Annotated in this window: 25 protein-coding genes; 21 read left to right on the top strand and 4 right to left on the bottom strand. The window is 48.4% G+C overall.

The window, feature by feature from the left end; genetic code table 11:
* Positions 1–257: 257 nt before the first annotated feature.
* The 9 genes from JYJ62_RS13255 (at position 258) to JYJ62_RS13215 (ending at position 10,208) form a co-directional block, all read left to right on the top strand.
* A complete protein-coding gene (locus JYJ62_RS13255) occupies positions 258–2,114 on the top strand; it encodes a histidine kinase (protein ID WP_232365796.1) in 1,857 nt (618 codons plus the stop codon).
* A complete protein-coding gene (gene narL, locus JYJ62_RS13250) occupies positions 2,107–2,763 on the top strand; it encodes a two-component system response regulator NarL (RefSeq protein WP_269751426.1) in 657 nt (218 codons plus the stop codon). The genes JYJ62_RS13255 and narL overlap by 8 nt, the downstream gene beginning before the upstream one ends.
* Before the next feature lie 272 nt (positions 2,764–3,035).
* The gene (locus JYJ62_RS13245) at positions 3,036–5,036 is read left to right on the top strand and encodes a TonB-dependent receptor plug domain-containing protein (protein ID WP_205342709.1); all 2,001 of its coding nucleotides are present in this window, start codon (positions 3,036–3,038) and stop codon (positions 5,034–5,036) included.
* 25 nt (positions 5,037–5,061) lie between these two features.
* Positions 5,062–5,577: a DUF2478 domain-containing protein gene (locus JYJ62_RS13240; RefSeq protein WP_205342708.1), complete on the top strand. Its 516-nt coding sequence runs from the start codon at positions 5,062–5,064 to the stop codon at positions 5,575–5,577.
* The gene (locus JYJ62_RS13235) at positions 5,574–6,611 is read left to right on the top strand and encodes an ABC transporter substrate-binding protein (protein ID WP_205342707.1); all 1,038 of its coding nucleotides are present in this window, start codon (positions 5,574–5,576) and stop codon (positions 6,609–6,611) included. The genes JYJ62_RS13240 and JYJ62_RS13235 overlap by 4 nt, the downstream gene beginning before the upstream one ends.
* Before the next feature lie 64 nt (positions 6,612–6,675).
* Positions 6,676–7,710, top strand: a complete 1,035-nt coding sequence (locus JYJ62_RS13230; RefSeq protein WP_232365795.1) for a FecCD family ABC transporter permease — start codon at positions 6,676–6,678, stop codon at positions 7,708–7,710.
* On the top strand, positions 7,707–8,471 hold the full coding sequence (locus JYJ62_RS13225; RefSeq protein WP_205342706.1) for an ABC transporter ATP-binding protein: 765 nt from the start codon (positions 7,707–7,709) through the stop codon (positions 8,469–8,471). The genes JYJ62_RS13230 and JYJ62_RS13225 overlap by 4 nt, the downstream gene beginning before the upstream one ends.
* A complete protein-coding gene (locus JYJ62_RS13220; protein ID WP_205342705.1) occupies positions 8,468–9,262 on the top strand; it encodes a class I SAM-dependent methyltransferase in 795 nt (264 codons plus the stop codon). Before JYJ62_RS13225 ends, JYJ62_RS13220 begins: the two co-directional genes overlap by 4 nt.
* A 139-nt stretch (positions 9,263–9,401) precedes the next feature.
* Positions 9,402–10,208, top strand: a complete 807-nt coding sequence (locus JYJ62_RS13215; protein ID WP_205342704.1) for a TOBE domain-containing protein — start codon at positions 9,402–9,404, stop codon at positions 10,206–10,208.
* A gap of 46 nt (positions 10,209–10,254) precedes the next feature.
* On the opposite strand, the gene JYJ62_RS13210 is transcribed toward JYJ62_RS13215, so the two are convergent.
* A complete protein-coding gene (locus tag JYJ62_RS13210; protein ID WP_205342703.1) occupies positions 10,255–10,647 on the bottom strand; it encodes a MarR family winged helix-turn-helix transcriptional regulator in 393 nt (130 codons plus the stop codon).
* Between the two features lie 94 nt (positions 10,648–10,741).
* Here JYJ62_RS13210 and JYJ62_RS13205 point away from each other — a divergent pair, with 94 nt between their 5' ends.
* The 4 genes from JYJ62_RS13205 (at position 10,742) to gltS (ending at position 14,682) form a co-directional block, all read left to right on the top strand.
* Positions 10,742–11,302, top strand: a complete 561-nt coding sequence (locus tag JYJ62_RS13205) for a YIP1 family protein (protein ID WP_205342702.1) — start codon at positions 10,742–10,744, stop codon at positions 11,300–11,302.
* 295 nt (positions 11,303–11,597) lie between these two features.
* The gene (gene moaB, locus JYJ62_RS13200; RefSeq protein WP_205342701.1) at positions 11,598–12,134 is read left to right on the top strand and encodes a molybdenum cofactor biosynthesis protein B; all 537 of its coding nucleotides are present in this window, start codon (positions 11,598–11,600) and stop codon (positions 12,132–12,134) included.
* A 179-nt stretch (positions 12,135–12,313) separates the two neighbouring features.
* Positions 12,314–13,207, top strand: coding sequence for an alpha/beta fold hydrolase (locus tag JYJ62_RS13195; RefSeq protein ID WP_205342700.1), 894 nt, complete (start codon positions 12,314–12,316; stop codon positions 13,205–13,207).
* Positions 13,208–13,455: 248 nt separating this feature from the next.
* Complete coding sequence (gene gltS, locus JYJ62_RS13190; RefSeq protein WP_205342699.1) at positions 13,456–14,682, top strand: sodium/glutamate symporter; 1,227 nt, start codon at positions 13,456–13,458, stop codon at positions 14,680–14,682.
* A gap of 57 nt (positions 14,683–14,739) precedes the next feature.
* Here the strand turns inward: gltS and JYJ62_RS13185 are convergent, their stop codons facing one another.
* Together JYJ62_RS13185 and JYJ62_RS13180 are read right to left on the bottom strand one after the other, a co-directional pair.
* Positions 14,740–15,336, bottom strand: coding sequence for an NADPH-dependent FMN reductase (locus JYJ62_RS13185; protein ID WP_205342698.1), 597 nt, complete (start codon positions 15,334–15,336; stop codon positions 14,740–14,742).
* A 148-nt stretch (positions 15,337–15,484) separates the two neighbouring features.
* Positions 15,485–16,261: an AraC family transcriptional regulator gene (locus JYJ62_RS13180; protein WP_205342697.1), complete on the bottom strand. Its 777-nt coding sequence runs from the start codon at positions 16,259–16,261 to the stop codon at positions 15,485–15,487.
* A gap of 95 nt (positions 16,262–16,356) precedes the next feature.
* On the opposite strand from JYJ62_RS13180, the gene JYJ62_RS13175 reads away from it, so the two are divergent.
* Entirely contained in the window at positions 16,357–17,346 is a 990-nt protein-coding gene (locus JYJ62_RS13175; RefSeq protein ID WP_205342696.1) for a bile acid:sodium symporter family protein, read from the top strand.
* A 48-nt stretch (positions 17,347–17,394) separates the two neighbouring features.
* Here the strand turns inward: JYJ62_RS13175 and JYJ62_RS13170 are convergent, their stop codons facing one another.
* The gene (locus JYJ62_RS13170; protein WP_205342695.1) at positions 17,395–18,138 is read right to left on the bottom strand and encodes a ComF family protein; all 744 of its coding nucleotides are present in this window, start codon (positions 18,136–18,138) and stop codon (positions 17,395–17,397) included.
* A gap of 106 nt (positions 18,139–18,244) precedes the next feature.
* On the opposite strand from JYJ62_RS13170, the gene bioB reads away from it, so the two are divergent.
* From bioB to JYJ62_RS13135, 7 genes are all read left to right on the top strand, one after another.
* On the top strand, positions 18,245–19,303 hold the full coding sequence (gene bioB / locus JYJ62_RS13165; protein ID WP_205342694.1) for a biotin synthase BioB: 1,059 nt from the start codon (positions 18,245–18,247) through the stop codon (positions 19,301–19,303).
* An 80-nt stretch (positions 19,304–19,383) separates the two neighbouring features.
* Positions 19,384–20,550, top strand: coding sequence for an 8-amino-7-oxononanoate synthase (gene bioF, locus JYJ62_RS13160; RefSeq protein WP_205342693.1), 1,167 nt, complete (start codon positions 19,384–19,386; stop codon positions 20,548–20,550).
* Positions 20,543–21,271, top strand: coding sequence for an alpha/beta fold hydrolase (locus JYJ62_RS13155; protein ID WP_205342692.1), 729 nt, complete (start codon positions 20,543–20,545; stop codon positions 21,269–21,271). Before bioF ends, JYJ62_RS13155 begins: the two co-directional genes overlap by 8 nt.
* Positions 21,264–22,070: a malonyl-ACP O-methyltransferase BioC gene (gene bioC / locus JYJ62_RS13150; RefSeq protein WP_205342691.1), complete on the top strand. Its 807-nt coding sequence runs from the start codon at positions 21,264–21,266 to the stop codon at positions 22,068–22,070. The genes JYJ62_RS13155 and bioC overlap by 8 nt, the downstream gene beginning before the upstream one ends.
* Positions 22,071–22,072: 2 nt before the next feature.
* On the top strand, positions 22,073–22,774 hold the full coding sequence (bioD, locus tag JYJ62_RS13145) for a dethiobiotin synthase (protein WP_205342690.1): 702 nt from the start codon (positions 22,073–22,075) through the stop codon (positions 22,772–22,774).
* A 175-nt stretch (positions 22,775–22,949) separates the two neighbouring features.
* Positions 22,950–23,900: a 3-carboxyethylcatechol 2,3-dioxygenase gene (locus JYJ62_RS13140; RefSeq protein ID WP_205342689.1), complete on the top strand. Its 951-nt coding sequence runs from the start codon at positions 22,950–22,952 to the stop codon at positions 23,898–23,900.
* A gap of 18 nt (positions 23,901–23,918) precedes the next feature.
* On the top strand, positions 23,919–24,779 hold the full coding sequence (locus tag JYJ62_RS13135; RefSeq protein WP_205342688.1) for an alpha/beta fold hydrolase: 861 nt from the start codon (positions 23,919–23,921) through the stop codon (positions 24,777–24,779).
* Positions 24,780–24,879 lie beyond the last annotated feature (100 nt).

The raw sequence follows: 24,879 nt of genomic DNA, 5'->3' as shown, positions 1-24,879 counted from the left end.
CTCTAATTCAATTGATTTAGGTCAGTATTGTGCTGGGCAAGATGTGCCCTATATGAGCTATATACCTACTTTTAGATACTCGATAAATCTTTATTAATTTCTTTAATATCAGTGGTTTGTGTTTTAAATACGATGTTATTTTAGAAAATAGCAACACTTGGATATAAAGAGGTATGAGGCTAGTCTGAGGTCGCCTACTGCTCAATAATTCGTATAGACACTGCCCGTTCGGCAGATTCATAGGACGATTTACATTGATGACTGAGTTTCCTCTTGTCCGTTTACATCACTCACTGGCGGTGCGCACATTATTGGCGTTTACCTTAATTGTCGCAGTGATGTTGCTCAGCATGTTAGCTGGCATGGGCTTGTCGGACTCAATTCGTGGCGATGCGGAAGCGTTGAATAAAGCCGGTAGTTTGCGTATGCAAGCTTACCGTTTGGCGTTATTAACCAGTGAGGCTGGGGGACAGGATTTATCTGAGTATATTACTGAGTTCGAAGACACCTTAGAAACTCATTCGTTAAGGGCTGCGATTGGCAAAAATACGCAAGCGATACGCTTTCAAAAATATGCTCAGGCTGAGCGCCAATGGCGTCAATTGATGCTGCCTTTATTACAGCAAGTACCTCCACAAAAGCGTGCATTCCGCTTAGAAGTGCCAATCTTTGTTGATCTTTTAGATGGCTTTGTCGGTGCCTTACAGGCTGAGACAGAACGTAAGTTATCTGTTATTCGAGCGCTGCAGGTCAGTGCCTTATTTGTCACGGTGTTGATTGGTTTTATCGTGATTTTAGGCGTGCACAACTCGTTATTGATGCCGCTACAAGGGTTGGTTGAGCTGGCTAAAAATATTGGTCGAGGCTCCTTTGAAGGTCGAGTTAAGTTTATTGCGCAAAATGAGTTGGGGGTGTTGGCTGAAACACTCAATCAAATGAGCAGTGAGCTATCTGATTTGTATGAGAACCTTGAGAACAAGGTGGATGAAAAAACTGCGCAGTTACAGCGCAGTAACCGCTCTTTAGCGTTATTGTTTAACAGCGCTCGCAGCTTGTATAAAACCAGCGCTGATCCTTTGCCTGTTTTGGCAGATTTACTTGAGCCGATTGAACAGACTTTAGGTCTGGGAGCGGTGTCATTATGCTTGACCTCTTCCTTAGACAATCCTAAGCATGAAGCACACAGTGCATTTACTTCTAAACAACAGCACGTTCCTTCTTATTGCACACTACCCAATTGCGCGCAATGTCCAGTGTTTATCAATAAAGGCGTTATTCCCAGCGGTGCTCGCGTGGTCAGTTTTGCGCTCTGTACGGAGCGCGAGAGCTTAGGTGATTTGCGTGTGGAAGTGCCGGTTGATATGCAAATGCAGGAATGGCAAACGTTGTTGATGAATGCCCTTGCAGAACTGTTTTCGGCCTCTTTGAGTCTAAAGCAAATGGGGCAAAATCAAGCACGGATGGCCTTAATGGAAGAGCGTGCGGTGATTGCTAGGGAACTGCATGACTCGCTCGCGCAAGCGTTGTCTTATCAGAAAATTCAATTGGTTCGACTCAAAAAGCAAATGGCTGCTGATTTTTCTAAGGAAGACATCAATCTGACTTTGACGGAAATCCAAACAGGTTTAAGTACGGCTTACCGGCAGTTACGCGAATTACTGGTGACGTTCCGGATAAAACTCGACACGCCCGGCTTGTCTGCAGCGGTACAAGCGACAGTGCAAGAGTTTGGTGGGCATTCAGGTGTAGAGATAAAGCTTAGCTACGCTTTAGAACATTGCCCATTAACGCCAAATGAAGAAATTCATTGTTTACAGATTATTCGAGAAGCATTAAGCAATGTGGTTAAACATGCCCATGCCAGTCAATGCACGTTGTCGTTGCACCAAGATGCCACAGGACTCATTCATATTTGCATTGATGATGATGGTATCGGTATCAATACTACGAGCAGCCCTACCGGTCACTACGGGCTGAACATTCTAACCGAGCGTGCACACAGTCTGTCTGGAAAGATACATATTGGTGTTTTGCAGCCGGGTACACGTGTGCATGTACAGTTTTTGCCGCAATATAAACGCAGTCAGTTAGCGCGGGAGATTGATTTTGAATAATTTGCACAGTCATAGCACACGGATCATGTTGGTTGATGATCACCCGATGTTGCGCCGAGGCTTGAGTGATTTGCTCTCCATGGAAGATGACCTATTACCGGTTGCTCAAGCGGGTTCAGGACAAGAAGCAGTAGAGTTGGCGCTGAAGCATGAGCTGGATTTGATTTTACTCGATCTGAATATGCCGGGTATGGATGGCATTGAAACGATTCGAGCGTTACGCAATGCTGGAGTAGACGCGCGGATTGTGATTTTTAGTGTCTCTGATGACCATGAAAATGTATTAGAAGCTTTACGCGAAGGTGCCGACGGTTATCTATTAAAAGACATGGAACCTGAAGAGTTGATTGAGCAAATTCGTTTGGCTGCGCAAGGCAAACTGGCCTTAAGCTCTGAGTTAACTCAGGTGCTTGCACAAGCCATTCGCGGTCGCTCAAGCAGTACTCAAGCACACCCATCAATGCTAACCAAACGTGAGAAAGATGTGTTAAAGCTTATTGCTAAAGGACATAGCAATAAGATGATTGCGCGTCATTTGGATATCGCCGAGGGCACCGTGAAAGTGCATGTTAAACGTCTATTGAATAAGTTGGGTATGCGCTCGCGCACCGAGGCCGCCGTTTGGGTGGTGGAGAACGAGCTGAATTAAGTATGACGCTTGCAGCGTAATGACTCTGTCATGCTGTACGCAGGATCTGGCGTAGCTGCTTGAGTCACGATTGTCATATGTCTTGGTAAACCGAGCAGGATTTTGTGCGTGTTTTGATAGGCTTTAAACTGTTTTTTCCGCTATCTCCCCGATGCTGTGGATAAATTGTAGAAATTATCCCTAAAGAGGTACTTCGTTAAAGTTGATTCATTTACATAAGGATTTCAAGTATCGTTGTATCTTAATTTATATAACGCTGTTTGGGGGCTTATATGCATCGAGGGAATACTAAAAGCGCGTTAGCGCTGGCAGTCAAATGTGCGCTGATCGGCGCGCCATTACTCAGTGGGATAGGGTTGGCGCAAGCGGCTGATAACGTTTTTAATCTCGGCAACGTGATTGTTACTGGGGCCTCTTATGATCAAAAGACCGCCACTGAAAAAGTGATCAGTAGCGAGGTTCTACAACGTTTTAATCGCGACAATGTTGGTCAAGCAGTGAATATGCTGCCCGGCGTTAGCTTGCGCGAAGGTGGCCCGCGTAATGAGCAAACTGTCAGCGTGCGTGGTTTTGATTCGCGCCAAGTGCCAGTGTTTATTGATGGTATCCCGCAGTATGTGCCCTACGATGGTAACGTCGACTTAGCACGCTTCACTACCTTTGATCTGTCTGAGATCCGTGTCGCGAAAGGTGCTGCCTCATTATTGTATGGCCCTAATATTATGGGTGGTGCGATTAACTTAGTCACACGTAAACCGAGTAAAGAGCTGGAAGGTAACGTGCGCGTTGGCATTGCCACTGGTAGCGAGCGTTTGGTTGCTGCCAACGTTGGCACTAACCAAGGCTTGTGGTATTTACAAGCCGGTTTGTCATATCTTGAAGCGGATAGTTTTAAATTAGGTCGAGGTTTTGATGATGGTAAAGCAACACCGACCGATACCCGTCAGCGCCGTGATAACGCTTACCGCACTGATCAGAAAGGCTCGTTCAAGCTGGGTTTCACGCCCAATGATAGCGATGAATATGCTTTGGGTTATACCAAGCAAGAAGGCGAGAAGGGTAATCCTGTCTATGTCGGCAAAAACACCAATGAGAGTTTACGCTACTGGCAATGGCCGACCTGGGATAAAGAGAGTATTTACTTCTTAAGCAGCACGGCTCTGGATGACAACAACACCATTAAGTTGCGTGCTTATCAAGATAAGTATGAAAATGCGCTGGATATGTACAGTGACAGTCACTATAAAATCCGCGATGAACACAGTCCTTACGACGATAAAACCTATGGTGCTGCGATAGAGTGGGTCAATACCGCAATTGATCAACATGAACTGCATTTAGCCATACATCACAAAGATGATCGTCATAATGATGGACTGAAAAAGTACCGTGATGTCACTCAGTCGATTGCTTTGGAAGACATGATTACTGTGGCTGACACTTGGCGTGTGCGTATTGGTGCGAGTCATGAAGAGCGGGAAGCACGTAAAGTTTATTTGTACGATAAAGGTACAACACGCGCCACCAATGGCTTGCTAGAAATCATTCATGATCTGAATGATAAGGTGGAAGTGTTCGCGAGCATCGCCAAGAAAACCCGTCTGCCAACTTTAAAAGATCGCTATTCAGCGCGTTTGGGTCGTGCTTTGCCCAATCCTGATTTAAAACCAGAAGTAGCACGCCATGCTGAGCTTGGATTGCGTGGTACGCCTTGGCAAGATGCATACGGTGAAGCAACTGTGTTTTACAGTGGCATTCGCGATGAGATACAAACAGCGACCACTCATGTGTTGACCTGCGGTAAAAAAGGCAAAGATGCCTGCGAGCAAGCACAAAATATTGGCAAAACTCGGCATCGCGGAATTGAGTTGTCACTTGAGCAAAGCTTTGGCGAACAATGGCGTTTAGGTGGGGCATACACTTATCTGAAGCGTGATAATTTAAGTGACAGTTCGGTTAAATTGACCGATACGCCCACTCATAAGCTGTTTGCGCATGCCAGTTGGTTGCCGATCGAGCGTCTGGAATTACAGGTTAATCTGGATGCTGAAAAAGGTCGTACCATTGGCTACCGTGAAGCTAAAGGCACCCCTGACAGCTATCCAACCTTATCTGGTTTCGCTGTGGCCGGCTTTAAGTCGACCTATACGATCCAAGACGGCTTAAGCGTTGAGGCAGGCATACGCAACATCAATAATAAAAACTATGAGTACTCTGATGGCTATCCAATGCCGGGCCGTACGTGGTTTGCTGGCGCGAACTATAGTTTTTAATCTGAGTTAACCAAGAGGCAGTCCTATGCAGTTACCCGTAGCAGCAATAGTCCACTCCGGCGATGGCGATGGTGATGCTTTACTCGCTACTGTCTTGGCTGAGTGTCAGCAACAAGGCTGGCGTGTACGCGGGTTAGTGACGCAGCAGGGTAAAGACCCTAATGGGTTGTTGCCGATGGAGTTGCGCGACCTAAATTCAGGCGAAACTTTTGTGATTTCCCAGAATTTAGGTCGCGATTCACGAGGCTGTAATTTAGATATGGGCGGTTTAGCTGAAGCCGGTAAAGTGTTGCGCCAAGCGTTGCATGAGCAACCTGATTTGGTTTTTATTAATCGCTTTGGTTACGGTGAAACCCAAGGCCGTGGCTTAAGCCAAGAGTTTTCACAATTGATCAGTGCGGGCATTCCGGTGTTAACCCTAGTCAGTGAGAAATACCTCGAAGGATGGCATGCGTTTTCGGCGGGACTGGCTCAAACCTTGCCGTTACAGAGCAGTGCGATTGAACAGTGGCTGGCTAGCATTAAGCCGGAGCGCTTATGAAACGTCGTGAGCTACTACAAGGTCTGGTGGCTGGCGCTTTTTTACTGACGCCGCTGGCGCGCGTTGTCGCTAAAACCCTGCTGGAACATAACGGTACGTTACCTGCGCCTGCCGCTATTGAGCGTGTGTTTGCCGCTGGCCCTCCTGCCGCAGTATTTTTATATGTGTTGGTGCCGGAAAAACTGCTGGGCTGGCCAATGCATTTAGCGCCAGCTAACTTAGCGTTTATCCATCCAGAGCAACAACATTTACCTTTTGTCGGCCGTCTAGCGGGGCGTGGTAGCACGGTCTCCTTAGAAAGCTTATTGCTGCTGGCACCGGATGTGATTGTTGATCTGGGCAATGCCGGTGCCACCCAGCGTTCCGCGGCACAACGGCTGACGCAACAAACCGGCATCGCTACTGTGCAAATCGAAGGGTTGCTCGCCCATACTCCGCAACAGTTACGCCAAGCAGGTGCTCTATTGGGTGCCCGTCAGCGTGCCGAAGAGCTGGCACTGTATAGCGAACAGCTGCTGGCGCGGGCGCTACGCTTTGCTGATAAACACGCGCAAAAGCCACCTAAGCTGTATTTTGCGCGCAGTTATGACGGCTTAGAAACGGGTTTAGCTGGCTCCATTCATAGTGAAGTGCTGGAGCTGCTGGGCTGTGAAAATGTGGCGAAACAAAGCGGTCATACGGGTATTGGTCAAGTTTCTCTTGAACAGTTGTTGAACTGGCAACCCGATTATCTACTGACTCAAGACCCAGAGTTCGTCGAATTGGCAACGACTGCATCAGCATGGCAAAGCTTGAGTGCAGTGCAAACAGGACGTGTGTACTGTGCACCGAAACTACCCTTTGGTTGGCTTGATGGCCCTCCTGGAGTGAATCGTCTGTTGGGCGTGTTATGGCTGATGGCCTTATTAGAAGGGCGCTTAGACGGGCCACAATTAAAACAAGAAGTTGCTGAGTTTTTCAGTCTGTTTTATCGCAGTCCAAATAGCTCGGCGCGTCTTTTGTCAGCGCTTGAGCCAACTCAGGTATTAGATTAGCCTCGCGCTGTATAATCGTGCTGTATCAAGCGTCAGCACAGCCCTTTCTCTGTAAGGTTTAATCATGCCTCAACCTGCTAGCATCGATGTTAATCGCTCGTTACCTGCCTATGTGAAAGTTATGCTGATGTTGGTGGCGGCGTTGCTGGCGGCAATTGTTTTGAGCTTGTTAATCGGTAAGTTTCCGTTAAGTCTTGCTGAATTATGGCAGGTGCTCGTCGCACGTATCAGTGGTGAGCCATTGCAAGGTAGCGCTGATACGGTGATTTGGCAGTTACGTTTACCTAGAATACTGGCCGCTATTTTAGTGGGCGCGAGCTTGGCGGTGGCTGGTGCAGCCTACCAAGGTATGTTTCGTAATCCTTTGGTATCGCCGGATATTCTCGGTGTTTCAGCCGGTGCAGGCTTGGGCGCGATTTGCGCCATTTTCTTCAATTTACCGATGCTGCTGGTGCAGCTGTTTGCTTTTGTCGGCGGCTTGTTTGCTGTAGCGGCCGTCTATGCCTTGGCCTCGTTGGTGCGTCGGCATGATCCAGTCTTAGTGTTGGTGCTGGCGGGGATTGCTTTAGGTGCGTTACTGGGTGCAGGGATTTCTTTATTAAAAATTCTAGCTGATCCTTATACACAATTACCCACCATCACCTTTTGGCTGCTCGGTGGTTTGCACAGCGTTAGCCTAGCAGATTTAGCCTACAGCGCCCCCTTGATGCTGCTTGGTTTAACGCCGTTAGTGTTGTTGCGTTGGCGCATCAATTTGCTCAGTTTAAGTGATGATGAAGCAGCCGCACTGGGGGTTAATCTAACGCGTACACGCCTATTATTAATTATTGCTGCGACCTTGATGACTGCCAGTGCAGTCTCGTTTACCGGCATTATTGGCTGGGTCGGCTTAGTAATTCCGCATGTTGCACGCTTATTAGTCGGCCCGCATTTTTCACGCTTATTGCCGGTGGCGCTGCTGTTGGGCGCCACTTTTTTGTTATTGACTGATACGCTGGCGCGCAACATCGCAAGTATTGAATTGCCGCTGGGTATTTTAACCGCCTTAGTCGGTGCGCCGTTTTTTATCTACTTATTAGCGCGTGGTGGTCGCACATGAAGGCTTTATTAAGTGCGCAGGATTTGAGTATTGGCTACGGCAAAAAAGTTGTCGGCGAGCGGATTGATGTCAGTCTCTATGGCAATGAGATTTTGGCTTTACTGGGCCCCAATGGCAGTGGTAAATCAACCTTGTTCAAAACCTTGCTGGGCTTATTAGCGCCATTAGCGGGGCAGGTTTTTTTACATGGGCAACCTTTAAAGCAACACTGTCGTCGTACGATCGCTCAGCAGGTAGGGTATGTGCCGCAAGCACAAGAGGGTCAGTTCGCCTTTACTGTGCTAGAGATGGTGCTGATGGGGCGCGCCGCACATTTGAGTTTATTTGCGCAACCCAGTCAAAGTGATCAGCAGTTGGCGCTGCACATTTTAACCGAGCTTGGCATTGCGCACTTGGCGGCCTGTACTTATCCGCATATCAGTGGCGGCGAGCGGCAACTCACCTTGATTGCTCGTGCGCTATTACAGCAACCCAAAGTGTTGGTGCTAGATGAGCCAACCGCCAGTCTCGACTTTGCTAACCAGATTTTAGTGCTTGAGCAAATCCAACGTTTACGTGCACAAGGTTTGAGCGTATTGCTGTGCACTCATCAGCCCGAGCATGCTTTGCAAGTCGCGGATCGTTTAGCGCTCTTTAAACACGGCCGCATTGAAAAAATTGGCACAGTGGCGCAGGTGGGGCACGCCGAGAATTTAGCTTGGTTGTATAACGTCAGCATTGAACATGTCTATGCGCAATTAAAAAGAGATTTAGTGAAATGATTAAAGCGATTGATTTTGGCCAGCTGTACCGTGAGCATTTAGCCCGCAGCGGTCGCGTATTTAAACCGGCCAGTGAGTGGGATGCGAAAGCGGCCGAAATGCGCACTAAAGTGCTCGATAGCAGCTACCGCACAGAGTTTGTCAGTCGTATGCAGTTCTCTGGCGAGGATACTGTGCTGGATATTGGTTGCGGTCCTGGCACCATTGGTTTGGCCTTAGCAGAGAAGGTTAAACAGGTTTACGGTTTGGATTACAGTCAGGGCATGCTCGATGCCATGCTGGAAAATGCCGCGCAGCTACAGGTTAATAATGTTCAGCCGATTTTAGCCTCATGGGAGGATGACTGGAGTGAAGTGCCCGTATGTGATATTGCCGTGGTCTCGCGCGCCAGTATCGTCGCTGATATGGATGCTGCTCTGGATAAGCTCAACCAACACGCGCGTAAAAAAGTTTATATGACGCAGTTGGTTGGCGGACGCTTTGTCAGTCGAGAAATTGCTGAGCTACTCGGCCGTGAAGACCGCAGTTTCCCCGACCACATCTATATTATCAACATGCTCTATCAGCGTAATATTTATCCAAACCTGGATTATATTGAGTCAGCCAGCCGCTTAGCTGGAGGTAGCAGTTTAGAGGAGTTGATTGATAAGGTGCGTTGGAGTTTTGGCGAACTGAGCCACGACGACGAAGAAAAAATTAGTGCTTGGTATCAGCGTGATCCTGAGTATGCCCAACAGGGCGGCGAGCCGATGCGTTGGGCCTTTATCAGCTGGACACCGCCTGCACAATAATTTAAATGGAAAGCAAATGGAGCGTGCTAAAGATTTAGCTATTGAGGAAACATCGCTATGCTGTGCTCTTGCTGAGCTGATTGATGCAACGGTTGATCTATGCAAGCAGTCGAAGATTGTTTAAAAGGGGCGAGAGATTATGGTTGATAGCACAGAGTTTGGACTGCAGGGACAAATCTGGATTACCGCAGGCGATGAGAGCATGGGCGGTCACGGGCGTATCCATTTACTGTCGAAAATTGCTGAACTGGGCTCGATTTCGCAAGCCGCTAAGTCGATGAAAATGAGCTATAAAGCGGCGTGGGATGCTGTGAATCATATGAATAATCTCGCCGGCGAACCTTTATTGCATCGCACCACTGGCGGCAAAGGCGGTGGCTCGACCACCCTCACTGAGCGCGGTCAGCAATTAATTAGCAACTTTCAGCGTATTGAGCAGGTGCATCAACGTTTTCTTGCAGAACTGAGCCAAGATACCGGTAACATTATTGATGATTTATTTATTTTGAAGAGGCTATCGATGAAAACGAGCGCGCGTAACCAGTTCTTTGGCACCGTAAAATCCATCCAAGTTGGCGCAACCAATGATGCCGTGGAAATTGCCATCAGCGGCGGACACACAATTGTTGCTACCGTCACCTGTGAAAGTACCCAAGAGTTGGGTCTAAAAGTTGGCAGCGAAGTCTTTGCATTGATCAAGGCTTCATCTATTATTTTGGTCAGCGATGCTGCAGACGTGCGCTTTTCTGCGCGTAACCAATTCACCGGCAGCGTTGCACGAGTGCAAACAGGCGCCGTGAATACTGAAGTGGTCGTCACTGTTGGTGATAGTAGTTTGGCAGTGATGATTACCAATGGCAGTGCCGAGAACTTAGAGTTAACCGAGGGCAGTGTAGTGACGGCGATCTTTAAAGCGTCGAGTGTGATTGTCGGCTGCCCATTGTAAACGCTAGACGCTCAGGCTAGATCAGTGTGCCAGCCTATTAAGGCTTTTAAGGCGAGACAGGGAAGTCTTGTTGTAAGTGATTGAGTTCAGGGCGATGGAGCCAAGCGATGGCTTCAACGAGAGCATCTCCCTTCGCGAGTAAATGTATTTCGATGCAGCGCTTATCTTTCAGCGACTCACATCGTTTCACTAAGCCAAGCTCGCAGCAACGGTCAATCAGCATTACCGTAGCGTGATGTCGTGACTGCAACCTCGTCGATAATTCACTTATTGTTGCCCATTCTCGATGAGCAAAACCTTTCAAATGTAGTAAGAGTAGGTATTGCAGTCCGGTAATGCCTTGGCTTTTGCAAATATCTTCACTGTGCTTTTGAAAGGCTCTTAAGCGAAAACGAAAATCTGAAAGGTCTTGGAAATTCTGCTTGCTCAGTTGACTCATTGTATTGTCCCTGCAGTTTTTAAACTTCACTTGTAAGCGCTGAGGGATTGGATTATAACAGATACATCATGGCGTGATATATCTGGAGGTCATCATGAATATGTCATTGATTTTGGGACTGCCTTTTTCTATAAGAAGTTGGTCGCAATTGCAGCAAAAAAACCTATCGATTCCTTTTCTCGCTTGGTTATTGGTGGTGCCTTTATCCTTTATACCTCCAGTGCTTATGTACTATGCGGGGACGCACTATGACGATAGTTTTCTGCCTGGCTTTGCCGATAAAGACTGGCGCTTTATTACTACCACGCTGTTTTTAGCAGAGCTACTGACTTTCTTTGTGATGGGATGGTTAATTCATTCTGTCTTAGAAGGGCATAAGCTAAATGTTAGCTACCATGATGCTTATCTTGTAGCGGCTATTGCGCCCTTGCCGTTATGGCTGTCCGCGTTGGCGTTATTGGTGCCGGTACTGTTGTTTAATGTGCTGGTGGTGGCGCTGGCGCTGGTGGTCTCTACTGCTCTAGTGTATCGAGGCTGTAAGGCTTTGAGCGGTGAGAGTGGTAATGAGATGGCGAACATGTCGGCAACCTACACCATCATTGCAGCTGCCTTGTTGGCTTGGGTTTTACTGCTGGTGATCGTCTGGGCTTACTGATAGCTCTAGTCTGCAGGAAAGGCGCTTTCTTTCAGTGGAGAGCGCTTTTTTGTGCTCAGCTTCGCAGTTTAATGCTTCACGGTAACGGGCTAGAAATTGTACGGTTAGGATGATCGTTGTTCTCCAAAATAAGCTATTAGCAGCTCTGTGTGCTGGGGTTGAGTTGGTAGTGACCGGATTTCCCGCCGAGCTTTTCCAGCAGTTGGAAAATAAGGGGTAGTTGGACAGACATAACTCATTTTTTGAGGTTTTTTGTGCTATATCTTGGCCTAAATTTTTCCAGATAGGTCATCGTATGAGCCACGTTAGCAGTCAATTTGTATCCTTGAATGTTGCTGTCCTAACCGTCAGTGATACACGCACAACAGAAACTGATACATCAGGACACTACTTGTTCGAACAACTCACCAATGCCGGTCATACCGTGGTTGAACGAGTGATTCTGAAGGATAACCTATATCAAATCCGCGCACAGGTGGCGAACTGGATTGCCAGTGACACTACTCAGGTGGTTTTGATCACCGGTGGTACTGGCTTTACCGATCGCGATAGCACGCCAGAGGCCGTGGGCTGCTTGTTTGATCAGCATGTCGAAGGCTTTGGTGAGTTGTTCCGGCAGCTTTCTTACACCGAAATAGCTACCTCGACAATTCAATCGAGAGCGCTGGCGGGCTTGTCTAATCACACGTTGATTTGCTGCATGCCTGGCTCGACCAATGCGTGCCGCACGGCATGGCAGGGTATTTTAGCTGATCAGTTGGATGCGACCCATAAACCTTGTAACTTTGTGGCACATTTGGGTAAAAAAACGGCTTGTACAGGACGCAGTTAAGTGAGCGTGTTAAACGTTGATACGGCGCTGCACATCTTGCTGGAGCAGGCGCAAGCGGCAGACTGCTTAGCGGCTGAGACTGTCACGCAGAAAACCGCTTACTCACCGCACCTTGGCTGACTTTGCTGATCGTGATGCGGCCATCAACTGCTTGCTGAATAATAAAACCAGGAGTTTTTATGCGTCAGGCTGACAACGCTACGCAAGCACTGACTTTACACGCCGCCGACGGCTACCCACTGAGCGCCTATTTATATGCGACCACAGACAAGGTTAAAGGACAGCTGCTGATTGCGGGTGCAACCGGTGTTGGCCAGCAGTTTTATCGCCGCTTTGCCGAGTATGCTCGTGAGCAAGGTTTTAACGTGCTGACCTTGGATTATCGCGGCGTTGGTCAATCGGCACCAACACAGCTGAAAGGCTTTCAAATGAACTTTGAAGATTGGGGGCAACTGGATCTGGCGGCGGCTGTCGAGTTTATGCATCGTGATGATCTGCCGTTATTTCTAGTCGGCCACTCTTATGGCGGTCACGCGCTGGGTCTGTTGCCTAATCATGACAAAGTCAGTCGCTGCTATACCTTAGGCACGGGCGCCGGCTGGCATGGCTGGATGCCGTTGACTGAGCGCTTAAAAGTTCAGTTTATGTGGAATCTGCTGTTCCCTGCTCTGGTCGCGTGGAAAGGCTATTTGCCCTGGAAAATGCTCGGTATGGGCGAAGATATGCCGCTCGCTGTATATCGCCAGTGGAAGCGTTGGTGTGGTATGCCGCACTATTTCTTTGATGATCCTTTAGTGGCTGAAGCAAAAAAGCAGCAGTATGCACAAGTGCGCACGCCGATTACTGCTGCCGTAGCACTGGATGATTTGTGGGCACTACCGGTCTCGCGTGATGCTTTTATGGATTATTACAGCAATGCTCAGTTGATTACCCGTGATATTGATCCGCAAGCGTTTAATTTAAATTTTGGTGCGATTGGTCATATGGGCTACTTTCGGCCTGTGGCGCAGCCGTTATGGGATGAAATATTAGCTTGGTTTGTTGAGCCCCTTGCTGCTCAAGAGAGCCAATAATAGACTCGTTGTTCTGCGCTTAGTGATAGGCAAGCGACTCGCTCAGCGTTGTTGTCGGTGTTTATCGCGCTGTAAGCACCACAAATATTTTTATCTAAATCGGTTAAAAGGTTCCCACTAAGGACTTTGCCACTTAAGCTGTGCACCGTTTTGCTATACCCCGCGCCATGCAGTCTTGTTGTTTGAGAGGTTGTTAACGTTGTCATGGTTAGCCGATATAGCAGTTGAATGATCAGTGCGGAGTTTTTATGAGTGATGGTTTTACCGTAATTTTAAACAGTTATTACACCTTAATTGCCGCCACCGTAGTGCTCTTGGTCGGTCGTGTTTTGGTTAAGCGTGTACGCGTATTAAATGACTTTAATATTCCTGAACCGGTGGTTGGTGGTCTGATTGCTGCGTTATTGGTCTTGGCATTACATCAGTTTAATGGTTTTTCGATTCAAATCGAAAAAGGCCTGCAAGATGGTTTTATGTTGATGTTCTTCGCCTCAATTGGTTTAAGTGCTGATTTTGGCCGACTTAAAGCCGGCGGCGTACCTTTGATTTTATTTACTGCAGTGGTGGCCGGTTTTATTCTTGTGCAAAATATCGTCGGTATCAGCTTAGCGACGATGTTGGGTTTAAAGCCTTTGACCGGTTTGATTACAGGTTCGGTGACGTTAGTCGGTGGCCACGGTACTGCTGCTGGTTGGGGACAAATTTTTGAAAAAGACTTTGCTATCCAAGGTGCGGTTGCTTTAGGGATGGCCTGTGCCACCTTTGGCTTGGTCTGTGGTGGCTTGATTGGCGGGCCAGTGGCGCGGCGCTTAATGAAAAAAGTGCAGGCACCGACTGAAGGTACTGATGAAGGGCCACGAGTAACCTTTGAACAGCCGCAGCATAAACGCTTAATCACCGCCGACAGTGCCATTGAGACTTTGGCGCTATTTGCCGTGTGCTTAGCCAGCGCCTCGTATTTGTCCAGCTTTATGGCGGAACACTTCAGTGAGTCGAACTTTGTTATTCCCACCTTCGTCTGGGCGCTGGCCTCGGGTGTCGTGGTGCGCAATGTGCTCTCTAGTGTTTTTAAAGTGAGTATTTTTGATCGCTGCGTTGATGTCTTTGGTAATGTTTCTTTATCACTGTTTTTAGCCATGGCATTGCTCAGTTTAGAGCTGTGGGTGATTAAAGATTTAGCTGTGCCGTTGGTTATTATTCTCAGTGTACAGGCCTTGTTATTGGTGTTGTTTGCAATTTTTGTCGTGTTTCGAGTGATGGGTAAAGACTACGATGCCGCGGTGTTGGCTGGTGGTTTTTGTGGTTTTGGTATGGGCGCGACGCCTACTGCAGTGGCCAATATGCAGGCGGTGACTGATCGTTTTGGTGCTTCGCATAAAGCATTTTTAATCGTGCCGATGGTGGGCGCGTTTTTTGTTGATATTCTCAATGCGACGATTTTATCAACCATTACGTCGCTGCCGTTTTGGAATTAGTTGTCACGGTGCCGACGCTCAGCGGTTCGCTTGCGCTTGAACGGCTGAGCGACACCTCTACATACCGTTAGCAAACTCGGAGTTACTCATATCGACCGCTGCCTGTACTGTGCGCAGCGCTGTGGCGTAGTGACCGAGGACACCTAGAGCATAGTCAATGCGTGGTCTTAAACGTCGGTCATTATCGTCGATCACTGGGTCTGGATGCAGCATCGAGTTGACGTGGCGCACGATAAGCTGTTCTGGGATATAGCACAGACGGTTGTTTTTAAAGCTTGAGCTGCGCAGTTCGCTGATGGGGTACGAGCCACCTAGGCCGGATGAAACCCCAACCAGTAAGGCCGGTTTATGCGCCAGCTCTTCTTTACTGGCGAGAATGAACAGGTTTTTTAACGCAGGACTCGCCATCCCATGCCATTCTGGAGTAATGACAATGAGGGCGTTAGCCGCTTGTAAACGTGTCGCATAGTCATGCCACAAGCCATCGTTGCGCTCTGGCCATAAGGGTAAAGGGCTGGTGCCTAAATCGATGAGTGAGCAATTGCTGTCGTCGCTCAGTTGCAAATCAATCAAGCGTTGACGAATGTATTCGCCGACCCGTGCAGACTCACTTTGTGGGCGGCCAGAGCCTGAGATGACAACGAAGTTCAGCATTGCAGCGTCTCCCTAATGTATCGAATAAGCTCTGAGTCTAGCGCGAAACAGTCGGCCTGTGCGAGCCTGGAAAGATTGATGCGGGCTGCTGCATCGAGAATATAACAACCCTGGCTAAGCACCCTGGACAAGGCGCGAAAAACGTCGCTCAGCGTTTAAAAAACTCACCTGGTGTACTACCAAAATGTTCGCCAAATGCCGCAATAAAAGCTGAGGTGGATTCGTAGCCACAAGTCAAAGCCACTTCGGTGACTGCTTGCTTCTGTTCTAACAAAGGTAATGCACTGAGCAAGCGCAGACGTTGCCGCCAGAGGCGAAAGGTCAACCCTGTTTGCTGAATAAATAATCGACTTAAGGTCTTCTCCGAAACCTGTAAGCGTTGTGCCCATTGCTTTAACGTATCTGTCGCCTCTGGGTGTTTTTGCAACTGCGTGGCAATTTTCTGTAAACGCTTATCTGCAGGCAATGGCAACATCAGACCCCTATCTGGGGCATGGGTCAGCTGGTCTAAAAGTACATCGGCTAGACGCCCTTCGGCACTCTGCTCATCGTATTCAACCGGTAACTCACCAAAAGCACGAATCAGTTCTTTTAGCAGTGGGCTGACTTCAACCACTTGGCAGCTGCTGGGCGAGTCATGTAAAACGTGAATATCGATATATAAACTACGGATTTGCGTGTGTGCTGAACATTGTACGCGATGCTTAACGCCGGCTGGAATCCATACTGCACGTTGCGGTGGTGCAATAAAGCGGCCCTGTGCAGTAAGCACCTCTAACACGCCACTGATCGCATAGGAAAACTGCACCCAAGGATGGCTGTGACGATAACCTAAGACCTTGTTGGGCAGTGCTTCAGTCTGTCCATAGAGCGGACGTGGCAAGTGCTTTAAGTCGCGAAGATGTTGTTCAAGCGCTGTTTGCATGTCCGTTAACCGATACTCTTTGGCTGACTGGCGTTAGCCGGATTATTTCATATCCAGTAGAGTCGCACCATATTGATTGAATGGTATGATTTATTATGTTCCGCCTACGTATTTTGTTTGATAATTTCACTCTGATTTTAATTGCCGTGGTGCTGGCGGCAACCTTTATTCCTGCGCATGGTGTGGGGGCGACCATTTTCCAATGGTTGACTAATTTTGCCATTGCCTTGTTGTTCTTTTTGCATGGTGCCAAGCTGTCACGCCACGCCATTATTGCTGGGGTGATGCATTGGCGTTTACACCTGTTGGTGTTTGCCTGCACTTTTATTTTGTTTCCGCTGTTGATGTTATCCCTGCAACCGCTGATTCGACCTGTGTTAGGCGATGAACTGTGGGTGGGTATGCTGTATTTAGCCGCTTTACCCGGCACGGTACAGTCTGCGATTGCCTTTACCTCAATGGCACGCGGCAATATCCCTGCGGCGGTCTGCGCTGCTTCTGCGTCCAGTTTGGTCGGTATCTTAGTCACTCCGTTGCTGGTGAAGATGATGCTCGATGCCGATGCAGGCACCACGGGTATGCTGGAAGCGGTGATTAAAATCAGTCTGCAATTGTTGCTGCCTTTCCTCTTAGGTCACTATATGCGCCGCTGGATTGGTAGCTGGATTGATCGTAATGCCCGCTGGTTGAAGAGTGTTGACCAAAGCTCGATTTTATTGGTGGTCTACACTGCCTTTAGCGCAGCGGTGATAGGTGGTTTGTGGCGTGCGGTACCGCCATCATCATTAATCATGCTCGGGGTGATTTGTTGCGTCATCTTGGCTGTTGTCTTGTTCAGTACCACTTGGCTCGCGCGGCGCTTTAAGTTTAATAAAGAAGATGAAATCACTATCGTGTTTTGTGGCTCGAAAAAAAGTATGGCCACCGGCATTCCGATGGCTTCGGTGTTATTTGCCGGCGGGGCGATAGGGCCAGCAATTTTACCGTTAATGGTCTTTCATCAGATCCAATTGATGGTCTGTGCCGTGATGGCGCAACAGTATGCGCAGCGCTGTGAAGAAGACGCCGCGGAGTGTGGTTACTGAGTCGTTGCGCTTAAGCGTAGAGCTGGTAGGTGGTGTTGTCATGACCTGCTACAGCTCTACGGTGTGTGGCTTACCGGTTCGAGCTAAACAATAGACCTCAACCCGTGCAGCGCCATGCTTCAGTAATAGACTGCTGATGATTGAGCATGTGGTCCCTGTGGTCAGTACATCATCGACCAAAACAATATGTTTATTTTTCACCTGCTCTGGCTCACTTAGAGCAAACGCATTATGTAGATTGTCGCGCCGAGCCTTAGCATTCAGACCTTGTTGGCTGATGGTCTCGCGCGTACGTAATAAGAGCTGTCGCGGATTCTCCAAACGTAGCGCTTTCGATAAGCAATCACAGATCATTTGTGCTTGGTTATAACCACGCTGACGTTGCCGACGTTGAGCGAGTGGCACCGCTAATATGAGATCAGGCCGCTGCCCGCCCTCATCAAAGTAATACTCTAAATACTGCACCAGTAAGGTGCTGAGTAGTTGTCCGTAAGGCCAGTTTTCTTGATACTTAAAGCGGCTGATGAGGGTATCGACTGGAAAGCTAAACTGCAGTGGAGTAATAACTTTGCTAAATAATGGCGGATTATGTGTGCAATCAGCGCAAAGCGCCTGATGATTGGGCATCGGTAGTGCACATTGTGAGCAGCGCCACTCGAGCCAAGGGAGTTCCGCTTCACAGTCGTCGCATAGAGCAATTAACCGCTGGCTTGGCGCATCACAGAGCAAACAGGGTTGTTTGTTTTTTAGCCAATGGTAAACCTTAGAAAGAAGATCTGGTTGACAACTCATGGCGTCTCCTTGAATATTATTGCTAATGCATCCTGCATGCCTGAAGTTTAGCAGCCCGCCGCTTAACTGCTAATAAAAAGTTAACGGCCGATAAAAAGGATAATCCATGAACACCAGCCCTAACGCTGTGACCCGCCACGACTGGACACTTGCCGAAGTCACTGCTTTATTACAACAGCCTTTTAACGACCTGATTTTCCATGCGCAAACCGTACACCGTAGGCATTTTAATGCCAATCGTGTGCAGGTTTCGACCTTGCTGTCGATTAAAACCGGTGCGTGTCCAGAAGACTGCAAATATTGTCCGCAGTCTGGGCACTACAACACTGGGCTGGATAAAGAAAAGCTGATGGAGGTGCAGAAGGTTTTAGAAGAAGCCAAGCGCGCCAAAGACATTGGCTCAACGCGCTTTTGCATGGGCGCAGCGTGGAAGCATCCCTCGGCTAAAGACCTGCCCTATGTCTTGGAAATGGTTAAGGGCGTTAAGGCCATGGGCATGGAAACCTGCATGACTCTCGGTAAGCTGGATGAAGCACAAACTAAGGCTTTGGCGGATGCCGGTTTGGATTATTACAACCATAACCTCGATACCTCGCCTGAGTTTTACGGCAATATTATTACCACACGTACCTATGCGGAACGCTTACAGACCCTCAGTTATGTGCGCGATGCTGGGATGAAAATCTGTTCGGGTGGTATTTTGGGTATGGGCGAGTCCATTGCTGACCGTGCCGGCTTATTGATTCAATTGGCTAATTTGCCAGAGCACCCAGAAAGTGTGCCGATCAATATGCTGGTTAAAGTTGCAGGCACGCCGTTGGAAAATGCGGAAGATGTCGATCCATTTGATTTTATCCGTATGCTCGCCGTAGCGCGGATTATGATGCCTAAATCCCATGTGCGTTTGTCCGCAGGCCGTGAGCAAATGAACGAGCAGATGCAATCACTGGCGTTTTTAGCCGGGGCCAACTCGATTTTCTACGGTGAAAAACTTCTGACCACCGCCAATCCACAAGCAGATAAGGACATGCAGTTATTTGCCCGTCTCGGCATCAAACCAGAAGCCCGTGAAGAATATGCTGATGAGGTGCATCAGGCGGCGATTGAACACGCGATTATTGAGCAGCGTGATTCTAAGCTGTTTTACGATGCTGCCACCCATTAAATGACTGCTTGGGCGTGCAGGCTTAACAGCTTGCCGCTCATTACTGTGGCCACTACCCACTCTCTTTATTTTGGATTGTCATGAGCTTTGATCTTGCTGCACGCTTGGCTGCCCGGCAGGCCGATAATCTTTACCGTCAACGGCCATTACTGCAAAGCCCACAGGGGCCTGTGGTACAGATGGATGGCAAAGACTATTTGGCTTTTTCATCCAATGATTACCTAGGTTTAGCCAATCACCCTGCAGTCGTGGAGGCTATGCAACAAGGCGCTGCGCGTTGGGGTGTAGGTGGTGGTGCGTCGCATTTAGTGCTAGGCCATAGCGAACCCCATCATCAACTTGAGCTGGCCTTAGCTACGTTTACTGGCCGTGAGCGCGTGCTGTTAATGAGCAGCGGTTATATGGCCAATTTGGCGGTGATTACCGCATTGGTTGGCCAAGGCGATAGCGTATTGCATGATCGGTTAAACCATGCCTCTTTATTGGATGGCGGGCTGTTATCGGGCGCGCGTTTTAGTCGTTATTTACATAATGATCTAAATAGTTTGAAGCAGCGCTTGCAGCGTGCCCAGGGCAATATTCTGCTGGTCACTGATGGCGTGTTTAGTATGGATGGTGATCTTGCGCCGCTACCTGAGTTGGCGGCGCAGGCCAAAGCCCATGATGCATGGCTAATGGTAGACGATGCCCATGGTTTTGGCGTGTTGGGCGCAACAGGTGGTGGTTTGCTTGAGCACTATGGCTTGAGTGCAGAGGATGTGCCGGTATTGGTCGGCACCTTAGGCAAATCTTTTGGCACCTCCGGAGCTTTTGTGGCGGGTAGTGCAGAATTAATTGAAACTTTGATCCAATTTGCTCGGCCGTATATTTACACCACCAGTTCCCCGCCGGCTGTCGCATGCGCGACGCTGGCCAGCCTAGAGTTGCTGCAAAACGAGCAGTGGCGTCGTGAGCACCTGCAGCAGTTGATTGCGCAGTTTCGTCAGGGCGCGCAGGCCTTAGGCTTGAACTTAATGGACAGTCCCACGCCAATTCAGCCGATTATTATTGGTGACAGCGCTCACGCGATGGCGGTAGCGGCGCAGTTGCGAGAGCAGGGGATTCTCGTCGGAGCGATTCGTCCGCCGACCGTGCCTGCTGGTAGTGCACGTTTACGGATTACCCTAACTGCAGGGCATAGCGCAGAGCAGGTGCAGCAATTACTCGATGGCTTGGCTGCCTGTCAATTGGAGGCAGATGATGAGTAAGCAGATTGTCTTGCTCCCGGGCTGGGGCTTAGGTGTAGTGCCGTTGCAGGCGTTGGCTGAAGAGCTATATGCAGCACTGCCGGACTTTACCGTACAGATTCAAGCGCTGCCGGATATGAGCGGTAAAGAGGCGGCGGCGGTGATCGAGCAATTGGATCAACAATTGCCGAATGACTGCTGGCTGCTGGGCTGGTCGCTGGGCGGTATGTTAGCCACCGCTTTGGCGGCACAGCGCCAATCAGGCTGCGCTGGCTTGATCAGTTATGCCAGTAATGCCTGCTTTGTCGCACGTGATACGTGGCCAATGGCGATGACTGAGGCTACTTTCAGCGCGTTTCACGAGCTGTGTCGTACTGATTTTGCTGCTGGGTTACAACGCTTTACGCTGCTCTGTAGTCAAGGTGCAAAGCAACCACGGCAACTCTCACGGCAGTTGCTAGAGATGGCTCTGTTGGCTGACTCAGCCGGTGCTTTAGCGGGTTTAGATCTGCTGGCTGAGCTCGATAATCGTGCCGCTATTAGCGCCTTTGCCGGTCCGCAGTTGCATTTATTGGCGGACGCTGATGCGTTGTTACCGCCCGCTGCTAGCGCGAGCTTGGCTGATCTAAATCCGTACGCAACCGTTGAGTTATTGGGACAGAGTCATGCCAGTGTATTTGATCAACCACAGTTGCTGGCGCAACGTATCGTTTCTTTTATCATAAGTGGCCAGCATGCTTGAGCGCCCTGCTGCACCGCAATGCAAGCAACAGGTGGCAGCGGCCTTTTCAAGGGCTGCAGCAACCTATGACAGCGTTGCCGAATTTCAACGCGCGGTCGGAGCACGGTTATTAAGCCTGTTACCTCGGCAACAGGCCCAGGTCCCCGTATCGCAGTGGCTGGATATCGGCTGTGGCACAGGACATTTCTGCGAGCAGTTACAACAACGTTGGCCGAACGCACAGGGTCTTGGCCTAGACCTGGCTGAGGGCATGTTAAATGTTGCCCGTAAACGTTGCCCGACACTCAGCTATATCTGTGCGGATGCTGAGCAGTTACCGTTGCAAGATAATAGCCAAGATCTGGTGTTTAGTAGTCTTGCTTTGCAATGGTGTAGCGATTTTTCCAGTGTGCTGAGTGAAATAAAACGGGTGCTCAAACCCGGTGGCGTGTTGTTATTTAGCAGTCTGGCGGACGGCTCGCTGATTGAGTTGCGCAACAGTTGGCAAGCGGTGGATAACGCCTCACACGTCAATCAATTCAGAGCGCTGAGCCAGTATCAAGACTTAACCCTCAGTAGTGGTTTACCGGTGCTGGATCTGCATTGCCATACGCATACCTACCATTACGCCAAAGTGCGTGATCTAACCCATGAACTGAAGCATTTAGGCGCGGATCATCTGCAAGCTGGACGGGCGCAAGGCTTAGTCAGCCGGCAAGGTTTTCAACGCTTATTAGATACTTATGAAGGCTATCGCCAGACTCAAGGCTTGCCGGCTACTTGGCAGGTTATCTATGGCGTATTACGCAAAGAGAATTAACTATGGCGCAAGCTTATTTTATTACCGGTACTGATACTGATGCCGGTAAAACCAGTATTGCTGCCGGCTTGTTATATGCAGCCAAACAGCAACAGCGCAGCACCTTAGCGATGAAACCGATAGCGTCCGGTTCAGAGATGACGGCGGAAGGCTTGCGTAATAGTGATGCTTTGGCATTAATCGCGCAAAGTACAGTGCAGCTGCCCTATTCTGAGGTTAATCCCTATGCCTTTGCTCCAGCGATTGCTCCGCATATTGCTGCAGAGGAAGCCGATGTTGAACTCAGTGTAAGCGATTTATACCGTGCTGCGCAGGTGATCCTGCAGGAGCAAGCCGATTTCACCTTGATTGAAGGTGCCGGTGGTTGGCGTGTACCCATTTCTGCGACTGAGTTTTTATCAGATCTTGCGATCGCTCTGCAGCTGCCGGTCGTCTTGGTGGTCGGCGTTAAACTAGGTTGCATTAACCATGCCCTGTTAAGTGCGCAAGCCATTCTCAATGATGGACTGGAGCTGGCCGGTTGGGTGGCTAATGTGGTGGACCCGAACTGCGCGCGTCTCACCGAAAACCTCGCGACTTTACGGCTGCATATGCCAGCACCGTGCTTAGCAGAAGTGCCACACTTGCCAATTGCTAGTGCGGAATATATCGCTGTATATCTGCAACAGGCGTGCTTGTACTTAATTAATGACACTGCTAAGTGACTATAAGTACGTCGAATAACGCTTTTTTTTAGTGAAAATAATTTCTCTCTAGACTTTATTTAAATGCGCTAGATGGATAGCTACGCCAGTCATTGGTACGTCTTTTCTCATTGTGTGACTTATTCTCAAGCAATAATTCTTATAAAAAATTGAATAGCCACGCGAGTATTTAAAGATGAAAGCGTATCTGCATTGCATGTCTCACTCGCCTTTATTTGGGCATGTGGATCCTGAGCAAAGCGTACTTGAAGAGGTCAATACAGTGATTAGCGACGCACGTCAGCGCATTGCTGCTTTTGCGCCTGATTTAATTATTCTGTTTGCCCCCGATCACTACAATGGTTTTTTCTACGACGTGATGCCATCGTTTTGTATTGGCACAGTAGCGCATGCGATCGGCGATTTTGGCACGCTAGCGGGGCCATTATTAGTGCCGCAAGCTTTGGCTGAGTCATGTGCTACCGCTGTTCTAGAGCGTGGTATCGATAGCGCTGTGTCATATCGTATGCAACTTGATCATGGCGCCACCCAGCCTTTGGAGTTTTTAATTGGTGGTTTACAAAAAATCCCAGTGATTCCAGTCTTTATAAACTCGGTAGCGACGCCATTACCGAGCTTTCAGCGCGCGCGTTTACTGGGTGAAGCTATTGGGCAATGGGCCAGTTTGCTGGATAAACGGGTACTGTTCTTAGGATCGGGTGGACTTTCACATCAACCACCGGTACCGGAGCTAGCAAAAGTTGATGGCTTGATGGCTGACAGGTTAAAAGGTAGCGGTCGACACTTGCCTGCGGATGAGCGTGAGGCCCGCACGCAAAGAGTTATCAATGCGGCAAAAATATTTAGCCAAGATCAAAGTTCATTACATCCGTTAAATCCTGGATGGGATCAATACTTTCTCTCGGTGTTGGAGAAGGGAGATCTGCAAATATTAGATAGTGTTATCAATCAAGAGTTATCAGATCGGGCTGGTAAGTCCACTCACGAGATAAAAACCTGGGTTGCCGCATTTGCAGCATTATCAAGTTTTGGTTCTTACCAGACGACTGATAAATATTATCGGCCCATTCCAGAGTGGATAGCAGGTTTTGGCTCTTTAAGTGCTTATCCTTTATCTAAGTGTTAATTAGAGTAAGAGAATACTGTGTATAAATATAATGATAATAATACAAGTTGCTTTGCCAACGTTGAAGATAAAGGCGTTAATCTAAATATTCACTACCATGATTGTGGTGAGAGCGATGACGTTGTGGTTATGTTGCACGGCTCGGGTCCTGGTGCCAGTGGTTGGTCTAACTTTAATCGTAATATTGAACCCTTAGTCACGAGTGGCTATCGGGTGATATTGATGGACTGCCCAGGATGGGGTAAAAGCGATAGTATTATTTGTACTGAATCGCGCTCTAAACTTAATTCCAGAGTTCTAAAAGGACTTTTAGATAAGTTAAATATAACCCGAGTGCACCTCATTGGTAACTCTATGGGCGGCCATAGCGCAGTAGCATTTGCGTTAGCGTATCCACAAGCAGCCAATCGAATTATCTTAATGGGTGGTGGAACAGGAGGAGCAAGTCCTTTTGTGCCCATGCCAACAGAAGGTATTAAGTTACTGCAGAGCGTTTATCGTCACCCAAGTCAGGAAAATGTACAAAAAATGATGGATGTTTTTGTTTACGATCCTAAGGATTTAACGCCAGAGCTTATTGTCGGTCGATTAGAAAATATTTTAATTAATCAAGAACACTTAAAAAACTTTATTAAAAGTTTAGAACTCAATCCGCGCCAGTTTCCTGATGTAACTGACTGTTTAAGTAGTATCAGTGCGCCAACGTTAATAATTTGGGGGCGTAACGACCGTTTCGTACCAATGGATTTAGGTTTACGTTTGCTCGCTAATATTCCGAACAGCGAGTTACATATTTTTAATAACTGTGGGCATTGGGTACAGTGGGAATATGCGGATCGATTTAATACTTTGGTGTTGGATTATCTAAAAATTAATTAAAGTATTTTATTTGTATATTTATACTCTGTATTTGACTTAGCTAATGACTTTGATGAACTCTTGATCTATATCAAATATAAGCGCTTGCGGGATAATTGAG

The organism is Denitrificimonas caeni (assembly GCF_905120345.1).
Classification (GTDB): Bacteria; Pseudomonadota; Gammaproteobacteria; order Pseudomonadales; family Pseudomonadaceae; genus Denitrificimonas; species Denitrificimonas caeni_A.
The sequence above is the reverse complement of the archived record's forward strand: the minus strand, read 5'-3'. Positions and strand labels throughout refer to the sequence as shown.